Annotated in this window: 20 protein-coding genes; 16 read left to right on the top strand and 4 right to left on the bottom strand. The window is 43.0% G+C overall.

What is annotated here, in order from left to right:
* Genes EV212_RS09510 through EV212_RS09495 form a run of 4 tightly spaced genes read left to right on the top strand, consistent with a single transcriptional unit; the run spans position 1 to position 3,072 of the window.
* On the top strand, positions 1–657 hold the full coding sequence (locus tag EV212_RS09510) for a riboflavin synthase (RefSeq protein WP_132092368.1): 657 nt from the start codon (positions 1–3) through the stop codon (positions 655–657).
* Between the two features lie 36 nt (positions 658–693).
* A complete protein-coding gene (locus EV212_RS09505) occupies positions 694–1,905 on the top strand; it encodes a bifunctional 3,4-dihydroxy-2-butanone-4-phosphate synthase/GTP cyclohydrolase II (protein ID WP_132092365.1) in 1,212 nt (403 codons plus the stop codon).
* A gap of 43 nt (positions 1,906–1,948) precedes the next feature.
* The gene (ribH, locus tag EV212_RS09500) at positions 1,949–2,410 is read left to right on the top strand and encodes a 6,7-dimethyl-8-ribityllumazine synthase (RefSeq protein ID WP_132092362.1); all 462 of its coding nucleotides are present in this window, start codon (positions 1,949–1,951) and stop codon (positions 2,408–2,410) included.
* Positions 2,407–3,072 carry an HAD family hydrolase gene (locus EV212_RS09495; RefSeq protein WP_132092359.1) on the top strand — a complete coding sequence of 222 codons (666 nt, stop codon included), beginning with the start codon at positions 2,407–2,409 and terminating at the stop codon, positions 3,070–3,072. Before ribH ends, EV212_RS09495 begins: the two co-directional genes overlap by 4 nt.
* Positions 3,073–3,317: 245 nt before the next feature.
* On the opposite strand, the gene EV212_RS09490 is transcribed toward EV212_RS09495, so the two are convergent.
* Positions 3,318–4,826, bottom strand: coding sequence for a carboxypeptidase M32 (locus EV212_RS09490; protein ID WP_132092356.1), 1,509 nt, complete (start codon positions 4,824–4,826; stop codon positions 3,318–3,320).
* Positions 4,827–5,134: 308 nt separating this feature from the next.
* Between EV212_RS09490 and EV212_RS09485 the strand changes: the two genes are divergently transcribed.
* The gene (locus tag EV212_RS09485) at positions 5,135–5,644 is read left to right on the top strand and encodes a CarD family transcriptional regulator (RefSeq protein WP_132092353.1); all 510 of its coding nucleotides are present in this window, start codon (positions 5,135–5,137) and stop codon (positions 5,642–5,644) included.
* A 47-nt stretch (positions 5,645–5,691) separates the two neighbouring features.
* On the opposite strand, the gene EV212_RS09480 is transcribed toward EV212_RS09485, so the two are convergent.
* The 3 genes from EV212_RS09480 to EV212_RS09470 are packed head-to-tail and all read right to left on the bottom strand — an operon-like array spanning position 5,692 to position 8,446.
* Positions 5,692–6,471 (bottom strand): ABC transporter ATP-binding protein, encoded by a 780-nt coding sequence (locus tag EV212_RS09480; protein WP_132092350.1) that lies wholly within the window; start codon positions 6,469–6,471, stop codon positions 5,692–5,694.
* Entirely contained in the window at positions 6,468–7,355 is an 888-nt protein-coding gene (locus EV212_RS09475) for an ABC transporter permease (RefSeq protein ID WP_132092459.1), read from the bottom strand. The genes EV212_RS09480 and EV212_RS09475 overlap by 4 nt, the downstream gene beginning before the upstream one ends.
* A gap of 32 nt (positions 7,356–7,387) precedes the next feature.
* Complete coding sequence (locus EV212_RS09470) at positions 7,388–8,446, bottom strand: ABC transporter substrate-binding protein (protein ID WP_132092347.1); 1,059 nt, start codon at positions 8,444–8,446, stop codon at positions 7,388–7,390.
* Positions 8,447–8,651: 205 nt separating this feature from the next.
* Between EV212_RS09470 and EV212_RS09465 the strand changes: the two genes are divergently transcribed.
* From EV212_RS09465 to EV212_RS09415, 11 genes are all read left to right on the top strand, one after another.
* A complete protein-coding gene (locus tag EV212_RS09465) occupies positions 8,652–9,719 on the top strand; it encodes an FAD:protein FMN transferase (RefSeq protein ID WP_132092344.1) in 1,068 nt (355 codons plus the stop codon).
* Between the two features lie 120 nt (positions 9,720–9,839).
* Positions 9,840–11,192, top strand: coding sequence for an electron transport complex subunit RsxC (rsxC, locus tag EV212_RS09460; RefSeq protein ID WP_132092342.1), 1,353 nt, complete (start codon positions 9,840–9,842; stop codon positions 11,190–11,192).
* 19 nt (positions 11,193–11,211) lie between these two features.
* On the top strand, positions 11,212–12,162 hold the full coding sequence (locus tag EV212_RS09455) for an RnfABCDGE type electron transport complex subunit D (RefSeq protein ID WP_132092339.1): 951 nt from the start codon (positions 11,212–11,214) through the stop codon (positions 12,160–12,162).
* Positions 12,162–12,734, top strand: coding sequence for an RnfABCDGE type electron transport complex subunit G (locus tag EV212_RS09450; protein ID WP_132092336.1), 573 nt, complete (start codon positions 12,162–12,164; stop codon positions 12,732–12,734). The genes EV212_RS09455 and EV212_RS09450 overlap by 1 nt, the downstream gene beginning before the upstream one ends.
* The gene (gene rsxE, locus EV212_RS09445) at positions 12,734–13,420 is read left to right on the top strand and encodes an electron transport complex subunit RsxE (protein WP_132092333.1); all 687 of its coding nucleotides are present in this window, start codon (positions 12,734–12,736) and stop codon (positions 13,418–13,420) included. The genes EV212_RS09450 and rsxE overlap by 1 nt, the downstream gene beginning before the upstream one ends.
* The gene (locus EV212_RS09440) at positions 13,420–14,016 is read left to right on the top strand and encodes an electron transport complex protein RnfA (RefSeq protein WP_132092330.1); all 597 of its coding nucleotides are present in this window, start codon (positions 13,420–13,422) and stop codon (positions 14,014–14,016) included. The genes rsxE and EV212_RS09440 overlap by 1 nt, the downstream gene beginning before the upstream one ends.
* Before the next feature lie 13 nt (positions 14,017–14,029).
* Complete coding sequence (locus EV212_RS09435) at positions 14,030–14,797, top strand: RnfABCDGE type electron transport complex subunit B (RefSeq protein WP_132092327.1); 768 nt, start codon at positions 14,030–14,032, stop codon at positions 14,795–14,797.
* 86 nt (positions 14,798–14,883) lie between these two features.
* Positions 14,884–16,059, top strand: coding sequence for a MalY/PatB family protein (locus tag EV212_RS09430; protein WP_132092324.1), 1,176 nt, complete (start codon positions 14,884–14,886; stop codon positions 16,057–16,059).
* A 50-nt stretch (positions 16,060–16,109) separates the two neighbouring features.
* Positions 16,110–17,396, top strand: a complete 1,287-nt coding sequence (locus tag EV212_RS09425; protein WP_132092320.1) for an aminotransferase class I/II-fold pyridoxal phosphate-dependent enzyme — start codon at positions 16,110–16,112, stop codon at positions 17,394–17,396.
* A gap of 71 nt (positions 17,397–17,467) precedes the next feature.
* Positions 17,468–18,424 carry an NAD(P)H-dependent glycerol-3-phosphate dehydrogenase gene (locus EV212_RS09420; RefSeq protein WP_132092317.1) on the top strand — a complete coding sequence of 319 codons (957 nt, stop codon included), beginning with the start codon at positions 17,468–17,470 and terminating at the stop codon, positions 18,422–18,424.
* Positions 18,425–18,583: 159 nt separating this feature from the next.
* Positions 18,584–20,443: a hypothetical protein gene (locus tag EV212_RS09415; RefSeq protein ID WP_132092314.1), complete on the top strand. Its 1,860-nt coding sequence runs from the start codon at positions 18,584–18,586 to the stop codon at positions 20,441–20,443.
* Positions 20,444–20,484 lie beyond the last annotated feature (41 nt).

Here is a 20,484-nt window from a genome sequence, read left to right as displayed (position 1 = left end):
GTGTTTACAGGGATTATTGAAGAAATGGGCGTTTTAAAGGGTGTGAAACACGGTGCCAAATCTTCCGTGCTGACAATTGCCGCCAGTAAGGTTCTTGAGGGAACAAAACTTGGGGACAGTATATGTACAAACGGTGTGTGTCTGACTGTAACAAAGCTTGGCTCAGGGACTTTTGATGCGGATGTCATGGCCGAATCTATCCGGAGGACCAATCTGGGAGATTTAAGACCGGGAGATAAGGTGAACCTGGAACGGGCGTTACGTCTCTGTGACCGGCTCGGCGGACATATTGTCAGCGGTCATGTGGACGGCACTGGAAAAGTGCTGTCGCTGGAGCGGGAAGATAATGCAGTCTGGGTGACGGTTGAGGCTGCTCCTGGTATTTTAAGATATATTATTGAGAAAGGTTCCATAACCATTGACGGCATCAGCCTGACAGTGGCTTATGTGGATGATAAAGTCTTTAAGGTTTCCATCATTCCTCACACGGGAGAAGAAACCACATTGTTAAAGAAGAAAGCCGGAGATAAGGTAAATCTGGAAAATGATCTGATCGGTAAGTATGTGGAAAAGCTTATGAAGGGACAAGAGGATACACAGGAACCTGTGAAGGAAACGATTAACGAAGATTATTTAAGAAAATACGGTTTTATCTAATCGATTTTACCAAACAAAGAAAGAAGGACTTAAAAGATGAGTGAAACATTTAAATTCAACACCATTGAGGAAATCTTAGAAGATTTGAAAGCCGGAAAGAATATTGTTCTTGTTGATGATGAGGACAGAGAAAATGAAGGGGATGTGATTTGTGCCGCAGAATTTGCCACATTGGAAAATGTGAATTTTATGGCGGCCCATGCCAGAGGTCTTATATGTATGCCAATGGCAAAAGAATATGTAGATAAATTAGAACTTCATCAAATGTGTGTTCATAATACAGATAATCACGAAACTGCATTTACTGTATCGATTGACCATGTGAGTACGACCACAGGTATTTCTGCCTATGAGCGTTCGATTACGGCAATGAAAACTGTGGATGATGACGCAAGACCGGAAGATTTTCGCCGTCCGGGACATATGTTCCCATTATTGGCGAGAAACGGCGGTGTGATCGAACGTCGGGGACATACGGAGGCGACCGTCGACTTATTGAAAGCTGCCGGATTGAAACCGGTCGGACTTTGCTGCGAGATCATGAAAGAAGACGGCATGATGGCCCGGACGCCGGAGCTTGTAAAGTTTGCTGAAAAGCATGGCTTGAAGATCGGAACGGTAAAAGATCTGGTTCATTACCGCAAAACCCATGAGAAATTTGTAGAGTGTGTTGCAAAGGCGAAAATGCCGACCCGCTATGGATATTTTGAAATTTATGGATATATCAATAAGCTGAACGGAGAACACCATGTCGCTTTAGTTAAAGGCGATATCTGGGATGGAAAACCGGTGTTGTGCCGGGTGCATTCCGAGTGTCTTACCGGTGACGCTTTAGGATCCGGCCGCTGCGACTGCGGTCAGCAGTATGATGCAGCTATGAAGCGGATTGCAGCCGAAGGCCGCGGTGTACTTCTTTATATGCGTCAGGAAGGCCGTGGTATCGGTCTGATCAACAAGATTCGTGCTTATGAGCTTCAGGATCAGGGCTATGATACGATCGAAGCGAATATCAAACTGGGCTTCCCTGCAGATATGCGTGACTATACCATTGGTACACAGATTTTAGTGGATTTGGGTATTAAAGAAATGCGTCTTATGACAAACAATCCGGAAAAGGTTTATGGCCTTGAAGGCTACGGACTTTCTATTGTTGAGCGAGTTCCGATTCAGATGGAACTTGGTAAGGATGACGCTTTTTATTTAAAAACCAAACAGGAAAAAATGGGTCACTGGCTGACTTATAAATAAAATGATCAACGTATAAATTTAAGATAAAATGGAGGATATGACAATGAAAACATTTGAAGGAAGACTGGTTGCTGAAGGATTAAAAGTAGGAATTATCGTCGCACGATTTAATGAATTTATCGGTTCGAAGTTACTTAGCGGGGCTATTGACGGTCTTGTGCGTCATGGCATGAATGAAGAGGATATCGAAGTTGCATGGGTACCGGGAGCATTTGAAATCCCTGTGGCAGCTCAGAGAATGGCTCAGAGCAAAAAATATGATGCGATCATCTGTCTTGGTGCAGTTATCAAAGGTGCTACATCCCATTATGATTATGTGTGTGCGGAAGTGTCCAAAGGCGTTGCGTCCGTATCCCTTCAATTTGGTCTGCCGGTAATGTTCGGTGTGCTCACTACAGATAATATTGAACAGGCTATTGAACGGGCTGGTACAAAAGCTGGAAACAAAGGTTACGATTGTGCGCTCAGCGCTATCGAAATGGCAAATCTTTTCCGCCAGATATGATTAAAAAGGCAATGAAAGACGTAAAAACGATTATTTTTGATTATGACGGAACTCTCCACGACAGTGCCAAAATCTATGTGGAGGCATTCCGTCAGGTTTATCGGGAAATGGTGTCTGCCAAAGATGCACCGGAACGGGAATTTCAGGATGAAGAAATTACAAAATGGCTTGGTTATAGTGTTCAGGACATGTGGGATTCTTTTATGCCTGAATTTTCACAGGAGAAAAAGATGTTCTATGCCGGAGAAGTCGGACGTTTTATGACAGAGAAAATCCGTCATAAAGAAGCGGTTCTTTATGACGGAGCTCTGGAGACGCTCCAGTACCTTAAGGATAAGGGGTATCACCTGCTGTATCTGAGCAATTGCGGACGAGCCTATATGGATACCCATGCTGAGTCTTTCGGCCTGCGAAATTATTTTGAGCATATGTATTGCAGCGGCGACTATGACCAGAAACCAAAATATGAAATTTTCAATGTGATTAAAGAAGAATATCCTTCCGAATATCTTATGGTCGGTGACCGTTTCCACGATATGGAGGTGGCCAGATATCATAAAGTGTATACAGCCGGCTGTGCTTATGGTTTTGGAACAAAAGCAGAAATCGCGGCTGCGGATATTATACTGGAAGATATCAGGGATCTGCAGAAATTACTCTAAATCCGAGCTTTGAATCAGGAGGCGGTTTGATTATGCTTTATTTACGGAAGTTTATAAAACTTATCAGAAACTTCAGCCAGTAGGTACTATTCAGGACCTGAACCGTTTGCTTTCCGGAATTCTAAATTATCCGGAGACCAGGGTTTATGAAACTCTGGAAACTGTGCTTGGAATTTATAAAGCATTATATTGAGATGTATGAAGGCAAAGGGATAAACGACTGAATGTGGCTTATCCCTTTTGCTTTATAAATCATTATATAATTTTTCGAATTTTTCTTTCAGATAATCGATATAATACTGAGAATTAAAGCCTTCACCCATCATATCTATGAGAATTTCATTGGTTGTCTTAGTTTTTCCATAACGATGAATATGGTCTTTTAAGTAATCATTAATTGGCTGGAAATTTCCATTTTTCAAATGTTCGTCCAATGGCATGACTTGTTTTAAATGGGCATAAATCTGTGCGGCAATGGCCGTTCCCAGTGCGTAGGAAGGAAAATAGCCAAAATTTCCGCAGGCCCAGTGAATATCCTGCAAGATGCCTTCGGAATCTTTTTCCGGTTTTACTCCCAAATATTCTTCATATTTTTTTGACCATATTTTCGGAAGTTGATCAATATCCACATCCTTTTCAAAAATCATCTTTTCAATTTCATACCGGATGAGAATGTGGAGCGAGTAGGTCAGTTCATCCGCTTCGGTACGGATAAGACTCGGTGAAGATTTGTTAATGCCGAGAATAAATGTATCCAAATCGATATCGGCCAGTTGTTCCGGAAAAGTGTCTTTTAAATTCTGGAAAAGGGGTACCCAAAAGGCACGGCTGCGCCCAAGGTTGTTTTCAAAAAGACGGGACTGTCCTTCGTGCATGCCCATGGAAGTGCCGGTGCCGGCCGGCGTTGTTGTCAGCTCATCGGCAATGTGCATTTCGTACAGAGCATGGCCGCTTTCGTGGATCGTTGAAAACAGGGCGCTTTCCAGATTATGTTCACGGTAGGCTGTTGTGATACGAACATCCTTGTTGTGCAGGTTTGTTGTAAATGGGTGGACACTTTCTTTTATGACACCCCGGTCAAAATCGAAACCCACGTGTTCTGCCAGTTTACGATTAAAGGTTTTTTGAAGCTCAACAGGATAGTCCCGGTAATTATATTCCTTATTGATTTTATCCTTTTTTGCATTTACTGCCTGAATCAACGGGACAATTTCTTTTTTGAGCTTTTCAAAAAAGACATCCAGTTCTTTCGTGGTGAAGCCTTCCTCGTAGTCATCCAGAAGGAGATCATATGGAGTTATTTTCTTTTTACCGGCTTTCAGACGATATTTAATAAATTTTTTCTGATAGTTGATAATTTCTTTAAGTGTCGGTGCGAAAATATTATAATCATCGGCCGCTTTCGCTTTGGCCCAAATAGAAGGCGCTCTTGCAATGAGCCCCTGGTAAGACTGATATTCTTCCGGAGGAATGGGTTCCATACTTTCATATTGCTTTTTTAGGTCCTTCAGGATGGCCCTTTCTTTATCGGTCAGATTTTTTTCTTCTGAAAGTTGATTCAATAATTTTTTAACATCTCTGTTAATAATTGTCTCATAATATTCATTGGAAAGCACTTCAATGGCGCGGGCGGTCAGTTCGGAAGCCGCCTCCGGCGCTTCTGTTTCATTATCCCATTCAAATAAAATGAGAGCTGCACCCAGTGCGTAGGCTTTTGTAAGCCAGGGATTCAACTTGTCAAATATTTTATTCATCGATGATTTACGATCCTTTCCGTGTGTATTTTATAATTATTAGATTATACACTTTTTTGCAGATTATGTGTAATGGCATAATCACGAAGTTATATCGTATAAAATTGTCAATTATTCATTGTATACAAATATTAATGTTGTTAATTTCGTATAAAATGCCTATAACATTTTTGTGAAAAATGGGTTATAATAGTAATACAGCGTGTTGTTTACAGGAAGTGGAACGTAAATCCAGTTGTGTGAAACAAGACGCTTTTTCTTATAATAAACATTTTACAGGGCATTTCCACAGAAAGAGGTGAATCGGAATGTTTCAGGTAAATGATATGGTATTGTATGGAACAAATGGTGTCTGCAAGGTGGTAGACATTGATGAAAGAGATTGCGGCGGCCGGATGGTGGAGTATTATATTTTGAAGCCGATTTATGCAGCGAATTCCACAATATTTGTTCCGGTAAATAACGAAAAGCTGACATCAAAGATGCGATATGTATTGACAAAAGAAGAAATTGATGCAAAGATTCGTGCGATTCCAGAAGTTCAGGAGGAATGGATGGCTGATGAACGGGCCCGGAAGGAACACTTTAAAGACATGACCAGCCGGGCGGACACTTTTGAGTTAATTCAGTTGATTAAAATGTTGATGGAACATCGGGAGAAGGTTGTGGCACGTGGGAAGAAACTGCACGTGGCTGATGAACGGATGCTCCAGGAAGCAGAAAAGATGATCTGCGATGAATTTTCTTACGTACTTGGGATTCCGAAAGAAGATGTACCTTCCTATATAACCAACAGTATGAAAGAAAGTATTCATTGATTTAGTTGATGAAAAGGGGATGGCCCGATGGGGTCATCCCTTTACCTTTATAGTGAATTTCCATATTCCAGACTGATTTCATTAAATTTATTAAGAATTTCCGACAGAGGAAGATCCTTTTTTTCTTCTCCGGAAACATCTATAATAGCTTTGCCCTGATGCATCATGATCAGTCGATTACCGTACTGGAGTGCAAATTTCAGATTATGAGTGACCATCAGTGTGGTCAATTTTTTCTCATGGACAAGACGATCTGTCAGTTCCATAATATTATCTGCTGTTTTTGGGTCCAGAGCCGCAGTGTGTTCATCGAGGATCATTAGGGATGTTGGCGTCAAAGTGGAGGTCAGCATGGCCAGGGCCTGACGCTGTCCGCCGGAAAGGGAACCCACTTTATCGTGGATACGGTTTTCCAGACCGAGCTTTAACGTTTCCAATAAGGTCCGGTAGTAATCGAGCCGGTCTTTTTTGATACCGAGGCCCAGGTTGTAAGGTTTTCCTTTATTATCCGCCAGTGCGATGTTTTCAAGAATACTAAAGGATGGACAAGAACCTTTGGAAGGGTCTTGATATACCCGGGAGATAAATTCAGACCGGCGATATTCCTTCATTTTTGTAATGTCCTGACCGTCTTTGATAATCTGACCTTTATCCGGGGCAAGACTTCCGCAGAGCAGATTCAGCATGGTCGTTTTTCCGGAACCATTGCTGCCAATGACAGCAATAAAATCATCATCGTGAATCGAAAGGTTAAAGTCCGTAAAGAGAATGGATTCGTTTACGGTCCCCGGCTCAAAAGTTTTGTATATATGACTTAGTTCAATCATGACTTAGAGCCTCCTTTCGCGTCAATAGCCCGCCTGGAAACGAGAGCTATAAGGAAGATAATGGTCATTAACAGCTTCAGATTATTCGGATTGATACCGAGATTGATGGCCAGAGAAAGACAGGCCTTATAAACAATAGCTCCGAGGATGACAACCAGGGTCGGCTTAATAAAGGGTATTTTACCAAAAAGGGCCATACCGATAATGACCGAAGCGATACCCATAACGAGCATACCTGTTCCCATGGAAATTTCAAAATAGCGCTGTTGCTGACAGAGAACGGAACCTGCCGTGGCCACTAAACCATTTGCAATCATTAATCCGACGATTTTGACTTTGCCTGAATCCTTTGCCAGGGAAGTTACCATGATCTCATTGTCACCGGTGGCGCGCAGAAGCATTCCGGAACGGGTTTTTAAGTACCAGTCCAGCAAATATTTTAAAATCATTGCCAGAATAAAAATAATGATCAAAGTCACATATCTGGAGATGGATTCAGGAAAGAGTACAGCCAGTCCGCTGTTAAAAATGGTGTTTGCTTTTGTGATCGAGAGCAATGCGGTTCCGCCGACAATCATCAGATTCACCGAGTAGAGGCCGGTACTGGTCAGGATACCGGACAGAAGATCAGTGATTTTCAGTTTGACATGGAAAATACCGGTAACACATCCGGCGGCGGCACCGCAGGTAAAAGCAACGACCAGAGCAAGCCATGGATTAAAACCGAGACTTAAAAGGATGGCTGTTACGGCAGCGCCAAGGGGAAAGGTCCCATCTACCGACAAGTCCGGAAAATTCAGAATGCAGTAGGTGATATAGATTCCCAGAGCCATAATGCCGTAAATAAGCCCCTGCTCCAATATACCACGGATGATGGAAATAATAATATCCACGTTTCAATTCCTCCTGATGCTATTTATTCTACTTCGGTATAAGTGTCTTTATATTCGTCCGGAATCGTAAGGTTAAACTGGCTCATAACTTCACTGTTAACGTAGAGAGAACCACTGCTGATCACCTGAACCGGCATAGTGGCAGCATCTTCGCCTTTTAATACGGCGGCAGCCATTTTACCCGTCTGGCGGCCAAGTTCCACATAATCAAGACCCATAGAAGCGGCACATCCATTGACAACCTGTTCTATTTCCGAACCAAATACAGGGATACCAGCCTCTGTGGCTTTCGCAAGAACAGTATCCAGATTGTTGACAACATTGTTATCTGTCATATTGGAAATACAGTCAACTTTTGTAATGAGAGCATCCAGAGCGATCGGAATATCTGATGAAGAAGAAACGCCGGACTCAACAATTTCAAAATCATATTTTGGCGCCAGTTCTTTGTAAGTTTCCAGAGTGCTTATGGAGTTTACTTCACTTGTTGTGTACATGATACCAATAGTTTTTGCTTCCGGCATCATAGCGCGAATCATTTTCAACTGGTCTTCCACAGGAAGGGCGTCGCTTGTTCCTGTACAATTAGAGCCAGGAGCTTCGAGAGATTCTACCAGTTCGGCGGCAACCGGATCGGATACAGCAGTAAAAATAGTAGGAATATCTGTACCCTGTGCAGCGTTATAGCAGGCCATGGCGCTTGGTGTGGCAATGGCACAAACCAAATTGTATTTTTTTGAAACAAAGTTCTGAGCGATGACACTGGCATTGGCTGTATCACCCTGAGCATTCTGGTAATCAATCGTCAGATTTTCGCCTTCGATGAAGCCTTCTTCAGCAAGGCCTTTGATAAAGCCCTCACGGCAGTTGTCCAAAGAACCGTGTTCGGCCAGCTGAGAGATACCGATTGTATAAGAACCGGCTGCGCTGTCTGCTTTAGAAGAAGTTTCTCCATTGGATTCTGCTGCAGATTCGGCAGTGGCTGTTGTTTCGGTTTTTGAACTGTTTCCACACCCGCCGAGCATCGAAGCGATGATGGCTGTGCAAAGAGCCAGTTTCAATAAAGATGAAGATTTTTTCATAGTATATTCCTCCTGGTATGTTGATAAGTTCTAAAGGCTATTCTACATCGCGGCTTATAAGAATGTCAATGGAAAAACCATGGGGAATGAAATCAGTTGTATTTTTTTCAATACAAAAAAAAGTTCGGAGAAAAAACAGGGGTTGTTGCTTGAAAAAGACAAGATAACAGTGTAAAATAAAACAGAATGGAGAGCAATAGTTGAGGTGATTGATATACATTCAGGTAATCCGGGAAAGACGATTATTCTGGCAGTGTTTCTGGTGTCGGTAATAATGGTTTTCATTTCATGTAATAAAGTTTCAACTGAGGAGACAGCAGATGTTCAGGATACGGCTTTTTCCATGGGGACGGCAATAACGTCTACTTTATATGGAAGAAACAGGGAAGAACTGGAAGAAAATCTGGATAGGATCAGCCAGTGTCTGAATGATGTGGACCAGGATATTTCCTGGCGGGAAGAAGATTCGCTTGTCAGCGTATTTAATCGTCAGCATGAAGTTTCTGTCAATGACAGAGAGGAAGTCTTTCAGATGGCTTTGAAAGTCGCACAGGACAGCGGCGGGGCCTTTGACCCGACAGTGCTTTCTGTATCCGGTCTCTGGGATATTGGTGGTGAGAATCAACGTCATCCATCCCAGGCAGAGATAGAAGATGCTTTAAAGAATGTGGATTATCAGGCGGCTACACTGTCGGATGGGACACTGAAAACAGACAATATGCATCTTTTATTCGAGCTTGGAGCCATTGGAAAAGGTTATGCGATTGAGCAGGCTGCAGCAGAGATTGACCGGGATGAAGTGTCTGCAGGTATCTTGTCTGCGGGAAGTTCTATATTGACTTTCGGTACAAAGCCGGACGGCAGCAAATTCCGGGTAGCGTTACGCGATCCGAGAGGCGGCCAGGACGATCGGATTGGTATCATGACACTGACAGATCTTTCGATTTCCACATCGGGGGATTATGAGCGGTATTTTGAAGAGGATGGTGTGCGTTACCATCACATTCTGGATGCCCGGACCGGATATCCGGCAGACAGTGGTCTGATGTCCGTAACCGTTATAGCCGATAACAGCACCCTGTGTGATGCACTTTCCACAGCCGGTTTTATCCTTGGCCTGGATGAAGGCATGGATTTGATGGATAAATATGGTGTCTTGGCGATATTTGTTGATAATCAGCGAAATGTATATTATAATAATGAGAGTATTTTAGATTTATTGTCTTTTGAGGGCGAAGCGGAAGGATACGCTTTAAAACCTTATGAAGGCTGAAAAAGGATATACCTAGATAGTCAGAATGGATAGAGGTTCGGGACTATTTAGTATATTATATATTAAATCATTAAACGGAGGGGGATACCCCGAGGTTTAAATTTAAAGAGGAGGATTCAAATGGCTAAAAATTCAAATGGACTTCTTTGTAAGTTAGGAATTGTAAAAAGCCCTGGAGCAGCCGTGCCTCACAGAAAAAACACAAAAGATTGTGCGACTGTGGACATGCCAGTTCCTGCACAGGTCACCCTGGTTATGCAGCAGCATATCGGTGCACCTTGTACGCCTACCGTTAAAGTTGGCGACGAAGTGTTTGTCGGTACCATTGTTGGTGACAGCACTGCACCTTTCTCCGCACCAATTCATTCCAGTGTGTCAGGAAAGGTTAAGAAAATTGATTCAATTTTGATGCAGAACGGTTCAAAAGCTCAGGCTGTAATCATCGAAAGCGATGGACAGCAGACAGTTGATCCGGCCATCAAGCCACCGGTAATCAACAGTGACGAAGATTTAATCAAAGCCGCTCACGATTCTGGTCTTGTAGGTCTTGGTGGTGCCGGTTTCCCTACTCATATTAAGATTAGTCCGAAGCCGGAAGTTAAAGCTACAATTGATTACCTGTTGATCAACGCGGCAGAATGTGAACCATACCTTACACCAGACGTTCGAGAAATCCTTGAAGATTCTGAAAACATTGTTGAAGGTATGAAGATGGTTGCCAAATTGCTGGATGTTAAAAATGCCGTGATCGGTATCGAAGACAACAAACCGGAAGCAATCAAACTTATGACAGAACGTCTTGCACAGGTTAAGATTGATGGTATTAATTTCAAAGTAGAGACTTTACCATCCCGTTACCCACAGGGTGCTGAGAAGGTTTTAATTGACCAGTGTACAGGCCGTCAGGTACCTCCGGGAAAACTGCCGTCCGACGTTGGCTGTGTTGTTATGAACGTAACATCCATCGCAGTTCTTGCAAACTATGTTGCAACAGGTATGCCGTTGACAACAAAACGTCTGACCGTTGATGGTTCTGCAATCAGCGAACCTAAGAACGTACGTGTCCCGATCGGTACACCGATCAAAGATATTGTCGAATTCTGCGGCGGTTATAAGGGTACTCCATTTAAGATCATCTCTGGTGGTCCTATGATGGGACAGGCTATGGTGTCTGACGAATTCCCGATTCTGAAACAGAACAACGGTATTTTGATTTTTGATAAACAGGACGCAGAAGTTGCGGAACCATCCGCTTGTATCCGCTGCGGACGTTGTGTCAATGCCTGTCCGATGAACCTTATGCCTACAAAACTGGAAGCATATACAAACATCGGAAACACAGACGAATTACAGAAACTCAATATTATGAACTGTATGGAATGCGGATGCTGCAGCTTTGTATGCCCGGCTAATCGTAAACTTGTACAGTCCATCCGATTAGGCAAAGGCCTGGTCAGAAATGCAAGCAATTAGAAAGTAGGTGTAATAAACAATGGATGGTAAATTAATCGTTTCTTCATCGCCGCACATTTCCAGCACGGTGAAGACTAAAAATATCATGCTTGATGTTATTATCGCAATGATTCCTGCTTTAATTGCATCAGTTTTCTATTTCGGACCACGCGCATTAGCACTTGTATGTGTAACTGTGGCTGCCTGTGTTATTTCTGAGTATATTTCTCGTAAGGTTATGAAACGCGAGCAGACAATTGGCGACCTCAGTGCAGTTGTTACAGGTATGCTTTTGGCATTCAACTACCCGGCGACACTTCCATTCTGGATTGCAGCTATCGGTGGTGTCGTAGCTATCGTTATGGTTAAACAGATGTTTGGCGGTCTTGGTCACAACTTTGCAAACCCGGCGATTACAGCACGTATTATCTTAATGACATCTTTTGCATTGCGTATGACAACCTGGATTGCTCCATTTGCATGGAGAGGCGCTGTAGATGCAACAGCTACAGCAACACCATTGGCATTGATCTCTGCAGGTAATACAGCAGAACTTCCTACATACATGCAGATGTTCCTTGGAGATAGAGCAGGCTGTCTTGGTGAAACATGTATTCTTGCTCTGTTGATCGGTGGTATTTATCTGGTTGCTAAAAAAGTTATCAGCCCGATAATTCCGGTTTGCTATATTGCAACAGTATTTGTATTCTCTGCAGTTTTAGGACAGGATCCGGTTATGCAGATTCTCTCCGGCGGTCTTTTCCTCGGTGCGATCTTCATGGCAACAGACTATGTTACAAGTCCTATTACAAATAAAGGTAAAGTTATTTATGCTATCGGATGTGGTATTATCACAGTTATGATTCGCCAGTTTGGTTCCCTTCCGGAAGGTGTTTCCTTCTCCATCCTGCTGATGAACATTCTGACACCACATATTGAAAATCTTACAACTCCGAAGACATTTGGTGTTGGAAAGGAGGCCTCCAAATAATGAACATGAATCCGAAAGATATTATTGGGCCTACCGCTGTTTTAGTGGGTGTTTGTCTTGTGTTTACAGCAGCTGTTGTAGGTACAAACAGCCTGACAGCAGAAAAAATTGCAGTTTTAAATCAGCAGACGGCTGATGAAGCTAAAATGGAAGTACTTCCTGAAGCAGACAGCTTCTCTACAGAAACAGTTTCTATTTCCACAGGAGATGTAGAATATTATGCTGCTGCTAACGGAGCAGGTTATGTTTTCAATACATCTTATAAAGGCTACGGCGGTGCTGTCGGTGTTATGACAGGTATTTCAGCAGACGGTGAGATTACAGGTGTTAAAGTTGTAGACTGTAATGAAACTCCTGGTCTTGGTATGAAAGCCCAGTCCGACCCATCCTTTACAGCTCAGTATGTAATGGCTATTCCGGATGGAAATACTTTTGAAGTAACAAAAACCGGTAAAACTGCTGAAAATCAGATTGATGCGATTTCCGGTGCAACAATTACTTCCAGAGCTGTTACAAACTCTGTAAATTATGCAATCGAAGCTTATCAGCAGATTACAGGAGGTGCAAACTAATGGCTAAAAAACAGAAAAGTTTATGGGAGGTTTTTACAGCCGGCTTTGTTAAAGAAAACCCTGTATTACGTCTGGTAATCGGTACCTGTCCGACATTGGCCGTTACAACAATGGCGTTTAACGGCGTAGGTATGGGGCTTGCGGCAACGGCTGTATTGATCTGCTCCAATGCTCTTATTTCTTTATTAAGAAACATTATTCCGGATAAGATTCATATTCCGGTTTACATTACGATCATCGCTGCATTCGTATCCATTCTGCAGATGCTTGTAAAAGCGTTTGTGCCGGCTTTGGACAGCGCCTTAGGTATTTTCCTTCCTCTGATCGTAGTTAACTGTATCATCCTTGGTAGAGCAGAAAGTTTTGCAGGTAAGAACCCAGTGCTTCCATCCATCCTCGATGGTATTGGCATGGGGCTTGGTTTCACCATCGCCCTGACGATCATGGGCAGTATCCGTGAGATCATCGGCGCCGGAACATGGTTCGGTATGCAGATCATTCCAAAGGCTGTCGATCCAATGTTGATCTTAATCCTTGCTCCAGGCGGTTTCTTTGTATTCGGCATGTTAATGGCTTGTGCAAACAAGATTGCAGAGAAGAAGGGCAAAGAGCCGGCAAAACTTGGTTGTGCTGGTTGTCCGGCAGCAGCAAGCTGCGGACAGGCTGAGAAAGGAGGATGTGAATAATGTCAGTTACAGGTTTAGTTTCAATCTTTTTGGCAGCTATTCTTACGAATAACTTCGTATTGTCCAAATTCTTAGGTATTTGTCCATTCCTTGGTGTATCCAAAAAACTGGATACAGCCGTTGGTATGAGTGTGGCCGTTATTTTCGTTATGACTCTGGCTACATTAGTTACATGGCCGATTCAGACATTTATTCTTGACCCTAATGGTTTAGGATATCTGCAGACAATCGTATTTATTTTGATCATCGCTGCATTGGTACAGTTTGTAGAAATTTTCTTAAAGAAATATGTTCCATCTCTTTATTCAGCCCTCGGTATCTACCTTCCGCTGATCACAACAAACTGTGCTGTACTTGGTGTTACTGTGTTAAATATTGATGAAGGTTATAACTTCGTTGAATCTATTGTAAATACTGTTGGTGCCGGTTTTGGTTTCATGCTCGCTATGGCTATTTTTGCAGGCGTTCGTGGCCGTATGGAAACCAGTGATGTTCCGAAATTCCTTCAGGGACTTCCAATTGTATTAGTAGCTGCATCTATTGTTGCTTGTTCTTTCCTTGGATTCCAGGGATTAGTAGACGGCTTGTTCAATTAAGGAGGATTTACTCATGGGAATAATTGTTGTTGTAGTAATCGGCCTTATTGCAGGTCTGATTCTTTCCGTAGCTTCTATCGTATTTGCCGTACCGGTAAATGAAAAAGAAGAAGCTCTTGTAGGCGTATTACCAGGTGCTAACTGTGGTGCCTGCGGTTTTGCTGGTTGTTCCGGTTATGCAGCAGCTCTGGCAGCCGGTACTGCTGAAGTTGGTCTCTGTTCTCCGGGCGGCCCGGATGTTGCAGCAGAATGTGCAGAAATCTTAGGTGTTTCTGCCGGTTCTATGGAGAAAAAAGTTGCAATTATCCAGTGTGCTGGTACATGCGATTCTGTTAGCCAGAAACTGGATTACAAGGGTATTGATACATGTCAGGCTGTCAGCCAGATGTGGAGCGGAGACAGTGCATGTCAGTATGGTTGTCTCGGACATGGCGACTGTGCCGCTGTCTGCCCGGAAAATGCGATTACAGTCTGCAATGGTCTTGCTACTGTAAACACAGACCTCTGTGTAGGTTGTGGACTTTGTGCAAAAGCTTGTCCAAAACACATTATTATTATCGAACCTTTGAAATTTACACAGCACGTACGTTGTGTCAATAAAGACAAAGGTGCTGAAACAAGAAAAACTTGTAAAGTTGGTTGTATCGGTTGTATGAAGTGCCAGAAAGAATGTGAAGCCGGCGCTATCACCGTAACAAACTTTAATGCTACAATTGACTATGATAAGTGTACAAACTGTGGTCATTGTAAAGAAGTTTGTCCGGTACATGCGATTCAGTAATTAAAAACTGAGCAGCAGGGGATATCCAAAATCGTAAGATGGGGATATCCCCTTTTTTGCTTCTGAAGTTTTGGGAGGACGATAGGATGAATTATGATTTTGACAAAGTAGTTGATCGGAAAAATACCAATTGTCTGAAATATGATTTTATGAAAGAATTTCATAAACCGGAGGATGTCATGTCTCTCTGGGTAGCGGACATGGATTTTCAGTCTCCGAAGGAGGTTCGTGAGGCATTAGTTCGGGCGGCGGAGCATGGTGTCTATGGATATACAGATACAAAGAAAGATTATTATGAGGCTGTGGCGGACTGGTTTGAGGAAGGTTTTGGATGGCGGCCGGAAGAAAAATGGATGGTACGGGTCCCTGGGGTTGTATTCGGTATTTCCACGACAATTCGTGGATTAACAGAACCGGGAGACGCCGTATTGATTCAAACGCCAGTATATTATCCATTTGCCCGATCTATTGAGCGAAATGGCCGGAAAGTTATAAGAAATTCTCTTTGCTATAATAATGGAAAATATAGTATTGATTTTGATGATTTTGAAAATAAGATTCGAGAAAATAATGTAAAGCTGTTCCTTATGTGCAGTCCGCATAATCCAGTGGGAAGAGTGTGGACTCGGGAAGAACTTATGCATATGGGTGAAATATGCCAGACTTATGGTGTTATTGTGGTTTCGGACGAAATTCACTGTGATTTCACATATAGCGGACACGAACATACAGTATATGCTTCTTTGGGGAAAAAATTTGCTGAACATTCGGTCATATGTACGGCGCCGAGTAAAACATTCAATCTGGCCGGACTTCAGATTTCAAATATATTTATTGTCAATCCGGAACTGCGGAAAAGGTTTATAAGTGCTCTGAACCGGACAGGATATATGAGTCCGAATATGATGGGAATCTATGCCGCTCAGGCAGCGTACCGATATGGCCGTCCATGGCTGGATGCTTTAAAGGCTTATTTGACGGAAAGTCTTGATTTCGTGCGAGTTTTTGTCCGGGAAGAGTTGCCTGGGGTCCATTTGATAGAACCCGAGGGGACATACTTAATCTGGCTGGATTGCAGTTCTCTTGGATATTCGGATGTTGAATTGAATGACAAAATATTGAATGAAGCTAAATTATGGCTGGACGGCGGCAGTATGTTTGGAAAGGAAGGAGAGAATTTCCAGAGAATTAATATTGCCTGTCCGAGAAGTGTTTTAAAAGATGCCTTGATTCGTTTCAAGCAGGTATTGTCAATGAATTAACTTTGGTGTATAATTTAACATTGATAAAGTGACAGGGAGGATAATGACACATGAAAGCTTACAGTCAGATGAGTAAGGAAGAACTTTTAGCATTGAAATCCGATTTAGAAAAGGCTTATGATGACTTTAAAGCCCGGGGATTGAAATTGGATATGTCCAGAGGTAAGCCATCTTCAGAACAGATGGATTTATCCATGGGAATGATGGATGTTTTTCACAGCAGAGCAGATTTAACCGCAGCGGATGGTTTAGATTGTCGAAATTACGGAAATCTGGATGGTTTGCCGGAGGCGAAGGAATTGATGGCATCTATGATGGAGTGCCGTGCGGAAGATATCATTGTTTATGGAAATTCCAGTTTGAATGTTATGTATGATACAGTAGCTCGTTCAATGACTCACGGTGTCATGGGAAATACACCATGGTGTAAGCTTGACAAGGTGAAATTCCTTTGTCCTGTACCGGGATATGACAGACATTTTGCAATTACCGAGTATTTTGGAATTGAAATGATCAATGTTCCGATGACACCGGAAGGACCGGACATGGATATCGTAGAGAAACTTGTTTCGGAAGATGAGGCTATCAAGGGTATCTGGTGTGTACCGAAATACTCCAATCCGCAGGGAATCAGTTATTCGGATGAGACGATTCGTCGTTTTGCCCGTTTGAAACCAGCAGCGAAAGATTTTCGGTTATATTGGGATAATGCCTACTGTATTCATCATTTGTATCCAGATAAACAGGATACGATTCTTGAAATTCTGGATGAATGCCGTAAGGCCGGAAATCCGGATTTGGCTTATAAATTTGTTTCTACCTCTAAAGTCAGCTTTCCGGGCTCTGGTGTGGCGGCCCTCGGAGCATCTCAGGCGAATCTGGAAGATATTAAAAAGCAGTTGTCGATACAGACGATTGGCCATGATAAGCTGAATCAGCTTCGACATGTGCGTTTCTTTAAGAATATCGATGGAATGCGAGAACATATGATGAAACATGCGGCAATCATCCGTCCGAAATTTGAGTTGGTTTTGGATAAACTGGATAAGGAACTCGGAGGACTTGGCATTGGTGAATGGCTCCGTCCTATTGGCGGCTATTTTATAAGTTTTGATTCCCTGGAGGGGTGTGCCAAAGCCATTGTTGCCAAGGCAAAGGAGGCCGGTGTTATCATGACAGGTGCGGGAGCCACTTTCCCGTATGGCAAAGATCCGAAAGACAGTAATATTCGTATTGCACCGACATACCCTTCAATGGATGAACTGGGTTTGGCGGCAGACTTATTTATTCTCTGTGTGAAGTTGGTAAGTATAGACAAATTATTGGAAAACATGTAAAATGAAAAGCGTGGTGCATCGCACCGCGCTTAATTCTTTATAACACATCATTGTATGGAGGAGACGAAGAGATGAAGATTACAGTGATTGGCTGCGGACGTTGGGGTTCGTTTATTACCTGGTATCTGGATTCTATCGGACATCAGGTATTTCTATATGGAAGGGAAAGCTCTGTCCATATGCAGCGATTTTTAAAGGAACGGAAGAATAACCTGCTGACTTTGCCGGAATCCGTGGGACTGACAACGGATTTATCCGCTGCGGCGGATTCTGAGGTTATTATTATATCCATTAATTCTCAGGGACTTCAAAAGCTGATGGACGAATTGAAAATTCTGAATCTGGCGGATAAGAAGGTTGTCCTTTGTATGAAAGGAATTGAAATTGAGACCGGACGCCGTTTATCCCAGATTGCCGGGGAAAATCTGGATAGCTCGAATTCGGTGGCTGTCTGGTTAGGGCCGGGGCATGTTCAGGAATTTACAAAGGGCATACCAAACTGTATGGTGATTGACAGCTCGGATGAAGAGACAAAATCTCTGCTTGTAAAAGAATTTTCCAGCACATTGATTCGCTTTTATTATGGCCAGGATCTGATTGGAAATGAAATCGGAGCTGCTGCGAAAAATGTCATTGGCATCGCTGCGGGAATGTTGGATGGCTTTCATTTGTCCACATTAAAGGGAGCTCTGATGTCCCGGGGGACCAGAGAGGTTGCCCGGCTGATCAAAGCAATGGGCGGCAATGAGTTATCGGCCTATGGCTTGTGTCATTTAGGTGATTATGAGGCTACGGTTTTTTCTGAATTCAGTCATAATCGGCGTTTTGGCGAATTATTTGTACAGGGAAAGCAGAGCGATGATCTGGCGGAAGGTTATTTTACGGTAAAGGCTTTGATGCGGCTGGAAAAGGAATATGGCGTGGAGCTTCCGATTTGTCATACTGTCTATGAAGTTTTGTATGAAAACCGGGAACCGTCAGAAGCGTTAGATGCCCTGTTTACACGAAGCCTTAAAAACGAATTTTAAACAATATGTTAAAAAAATGTATATAGAAATTAACTATATTTCATAAAAATTAAATAAATATTACAAAACTCGACATTTTCTCTTGACCTACCCCCCACTCCTGGTGGTATTATATATTAATGTGAAGAAATACAAACATTCAGGAGGCACGTTGGAAGAATGACAGCGATTAAGAAAATTGCAGCAACCGGCCTGTTAATAGCTTTGTCTGTTCCTGCAGTTGTTTATGGAGCGGAACAGACGGAATACAATCAGCCGATCAAAGATACAAAACAGCAGCAGATAGGGGTATTCAGTTGTGAAAAAAATACGGGAGAATGGACGAAAGAAGTTATTTTGAAGGCTTCGGCAGTTCCGGATGACGGCAAGGTTCTGCCGGAGTTTTCATTTTTGTGGCAAAATGATAAAAATGCGGATACACTGACGGCTGAAAGTTACACGGTCACAGAAAATGGGCTTTATACGGTAAAATGGAAACCGGCGGAAAACAGTGGGGCTGCATCGGATGATATTCAAATAGATGTTGAAAATATCGATACAACCGGACCAGAAATAATTAATGTGGTTAAGGATACATCGGAATGGACCAGTAGTCCAGTGAAAGTTACGGTTGAATGTGAGGATTATCAGCCAGAGAAACAAAACAACACGACGACAGAAAATGTCGGTAAAACAGCGAATGCTGACAGGGTCCATGGCAGCGGCCTTCATCCGGAAGGGGCCTATTCTTTTGATGGAGGAAAGAACTGGACAAAAGATAATTTTATTACATTTGAAGAAAATGCGACGATTGATTTTGTTGTCAGAGATGCTCTGGGGAACGAAACAAGACAGAATATCACGGTGGATAATATTGATAAATCGGATCCAACTGTGCGGGTCAGTATTGCAGATGGTGGTGTTTTGTATGAAGGTGAAGGCGGAAGTGTGATTTTGATAGCCAGCGCTTCTGATATCAGCTCAGGGTTGGCAGATCAACCATATTCCTGGGATGGTGGTATGAGCTGGACAAATGATGCGATGCATGTGGTCACGGCAGCGGGCGATTATACGGTTCTTGTCCGTGATAAAGCTGGTAATTATACTCAGGCAACGCTTCAGGTGAATTATGCACAGCGACCGACAAACAATAACGGAGAAAGTTCCGGCGGCAGCGGAAATATTCAAAATCCTGTCGACAGAGATAACAGTGGCGGCATTCATATGCCGGTCAATAATGGTGAAGGTAATGTTTATTATGGTGTTCCGGCGGTTCCGATGGCAGGATACTATAGTGATGACGGAAGCAATACTTCTGGTGTTACTGTTCCACGGGAGACGAGAGAAACTCTGGAACCTGAAAGCCGGGAGAGTATGATTAAAAAAGAAACCAAAGGTGAAAATAATGATAAAGAAAGTGAATCATTGAAGACACCATTGATTCAGAAGGATCAAAGTCCAAAATTCCCGATTCGATGGGTGCTGATCGTTATTACTGTGATTGTTGTTCTTTTAGGGGCAATTGCGACTGCGAAAATAATTTCTGACCGACAGGCAGCGGCAGGTCCGGGCGATGATGACGATGATGAAGATATGCGTCAAATATATGCCCGGGTTTCGAAGGAGGAAGATAAAGCTTTATCGGCAATGAAGGAAGAAACTGACCATGCTGCTGCAGCAGTCGTCACAGCAGCAATTGATGCGGAGGAAGTTGTTCCTGAAGAAACGCCTTTGATTGATGAAGAGCCTGCTGTGGAATCTTCGGAAGCAGGTACAGAGAATGTAGAGCCTCCGGAAAACATGGAAGCGTCAACCAGTGAGGAATTTCCGGAAAATGTGGTAACGTCAGAAACGATAGAGCTTCCGACGGCAGAATCAGAGATATCGACGGTTGAACCAGAAGCACCAGAAGCAGAGGTGGAAATATCAGCAGAACCGGAAATACCAGCGGTTGAACCGGAACCGGTTGTTCTGGAAGGCGCCCACAGCCGTCTGATTTATGACCCGGCCACAGGCGAATATAAATACGAATTTAAGTAATTAGTATTGGAGGCGGTTATGTAATTACAAAAGCAGCCATT

The organism is Frisingicoccus caecimuris (genome assembly GCF_004340975.1).
GTDB classification, from domain to species: Bacteria; Bacillota; Clostridia; order Lachnospirales; family Lachnospiraceae; genus Frisingicoccus; species Frisingicoccus caecimuris.
The sequence above is the reverse complement of the archived record's forward strand: the minus strand, read 5'-3'. Positions and strand labels throughout refer to the sequence as shown.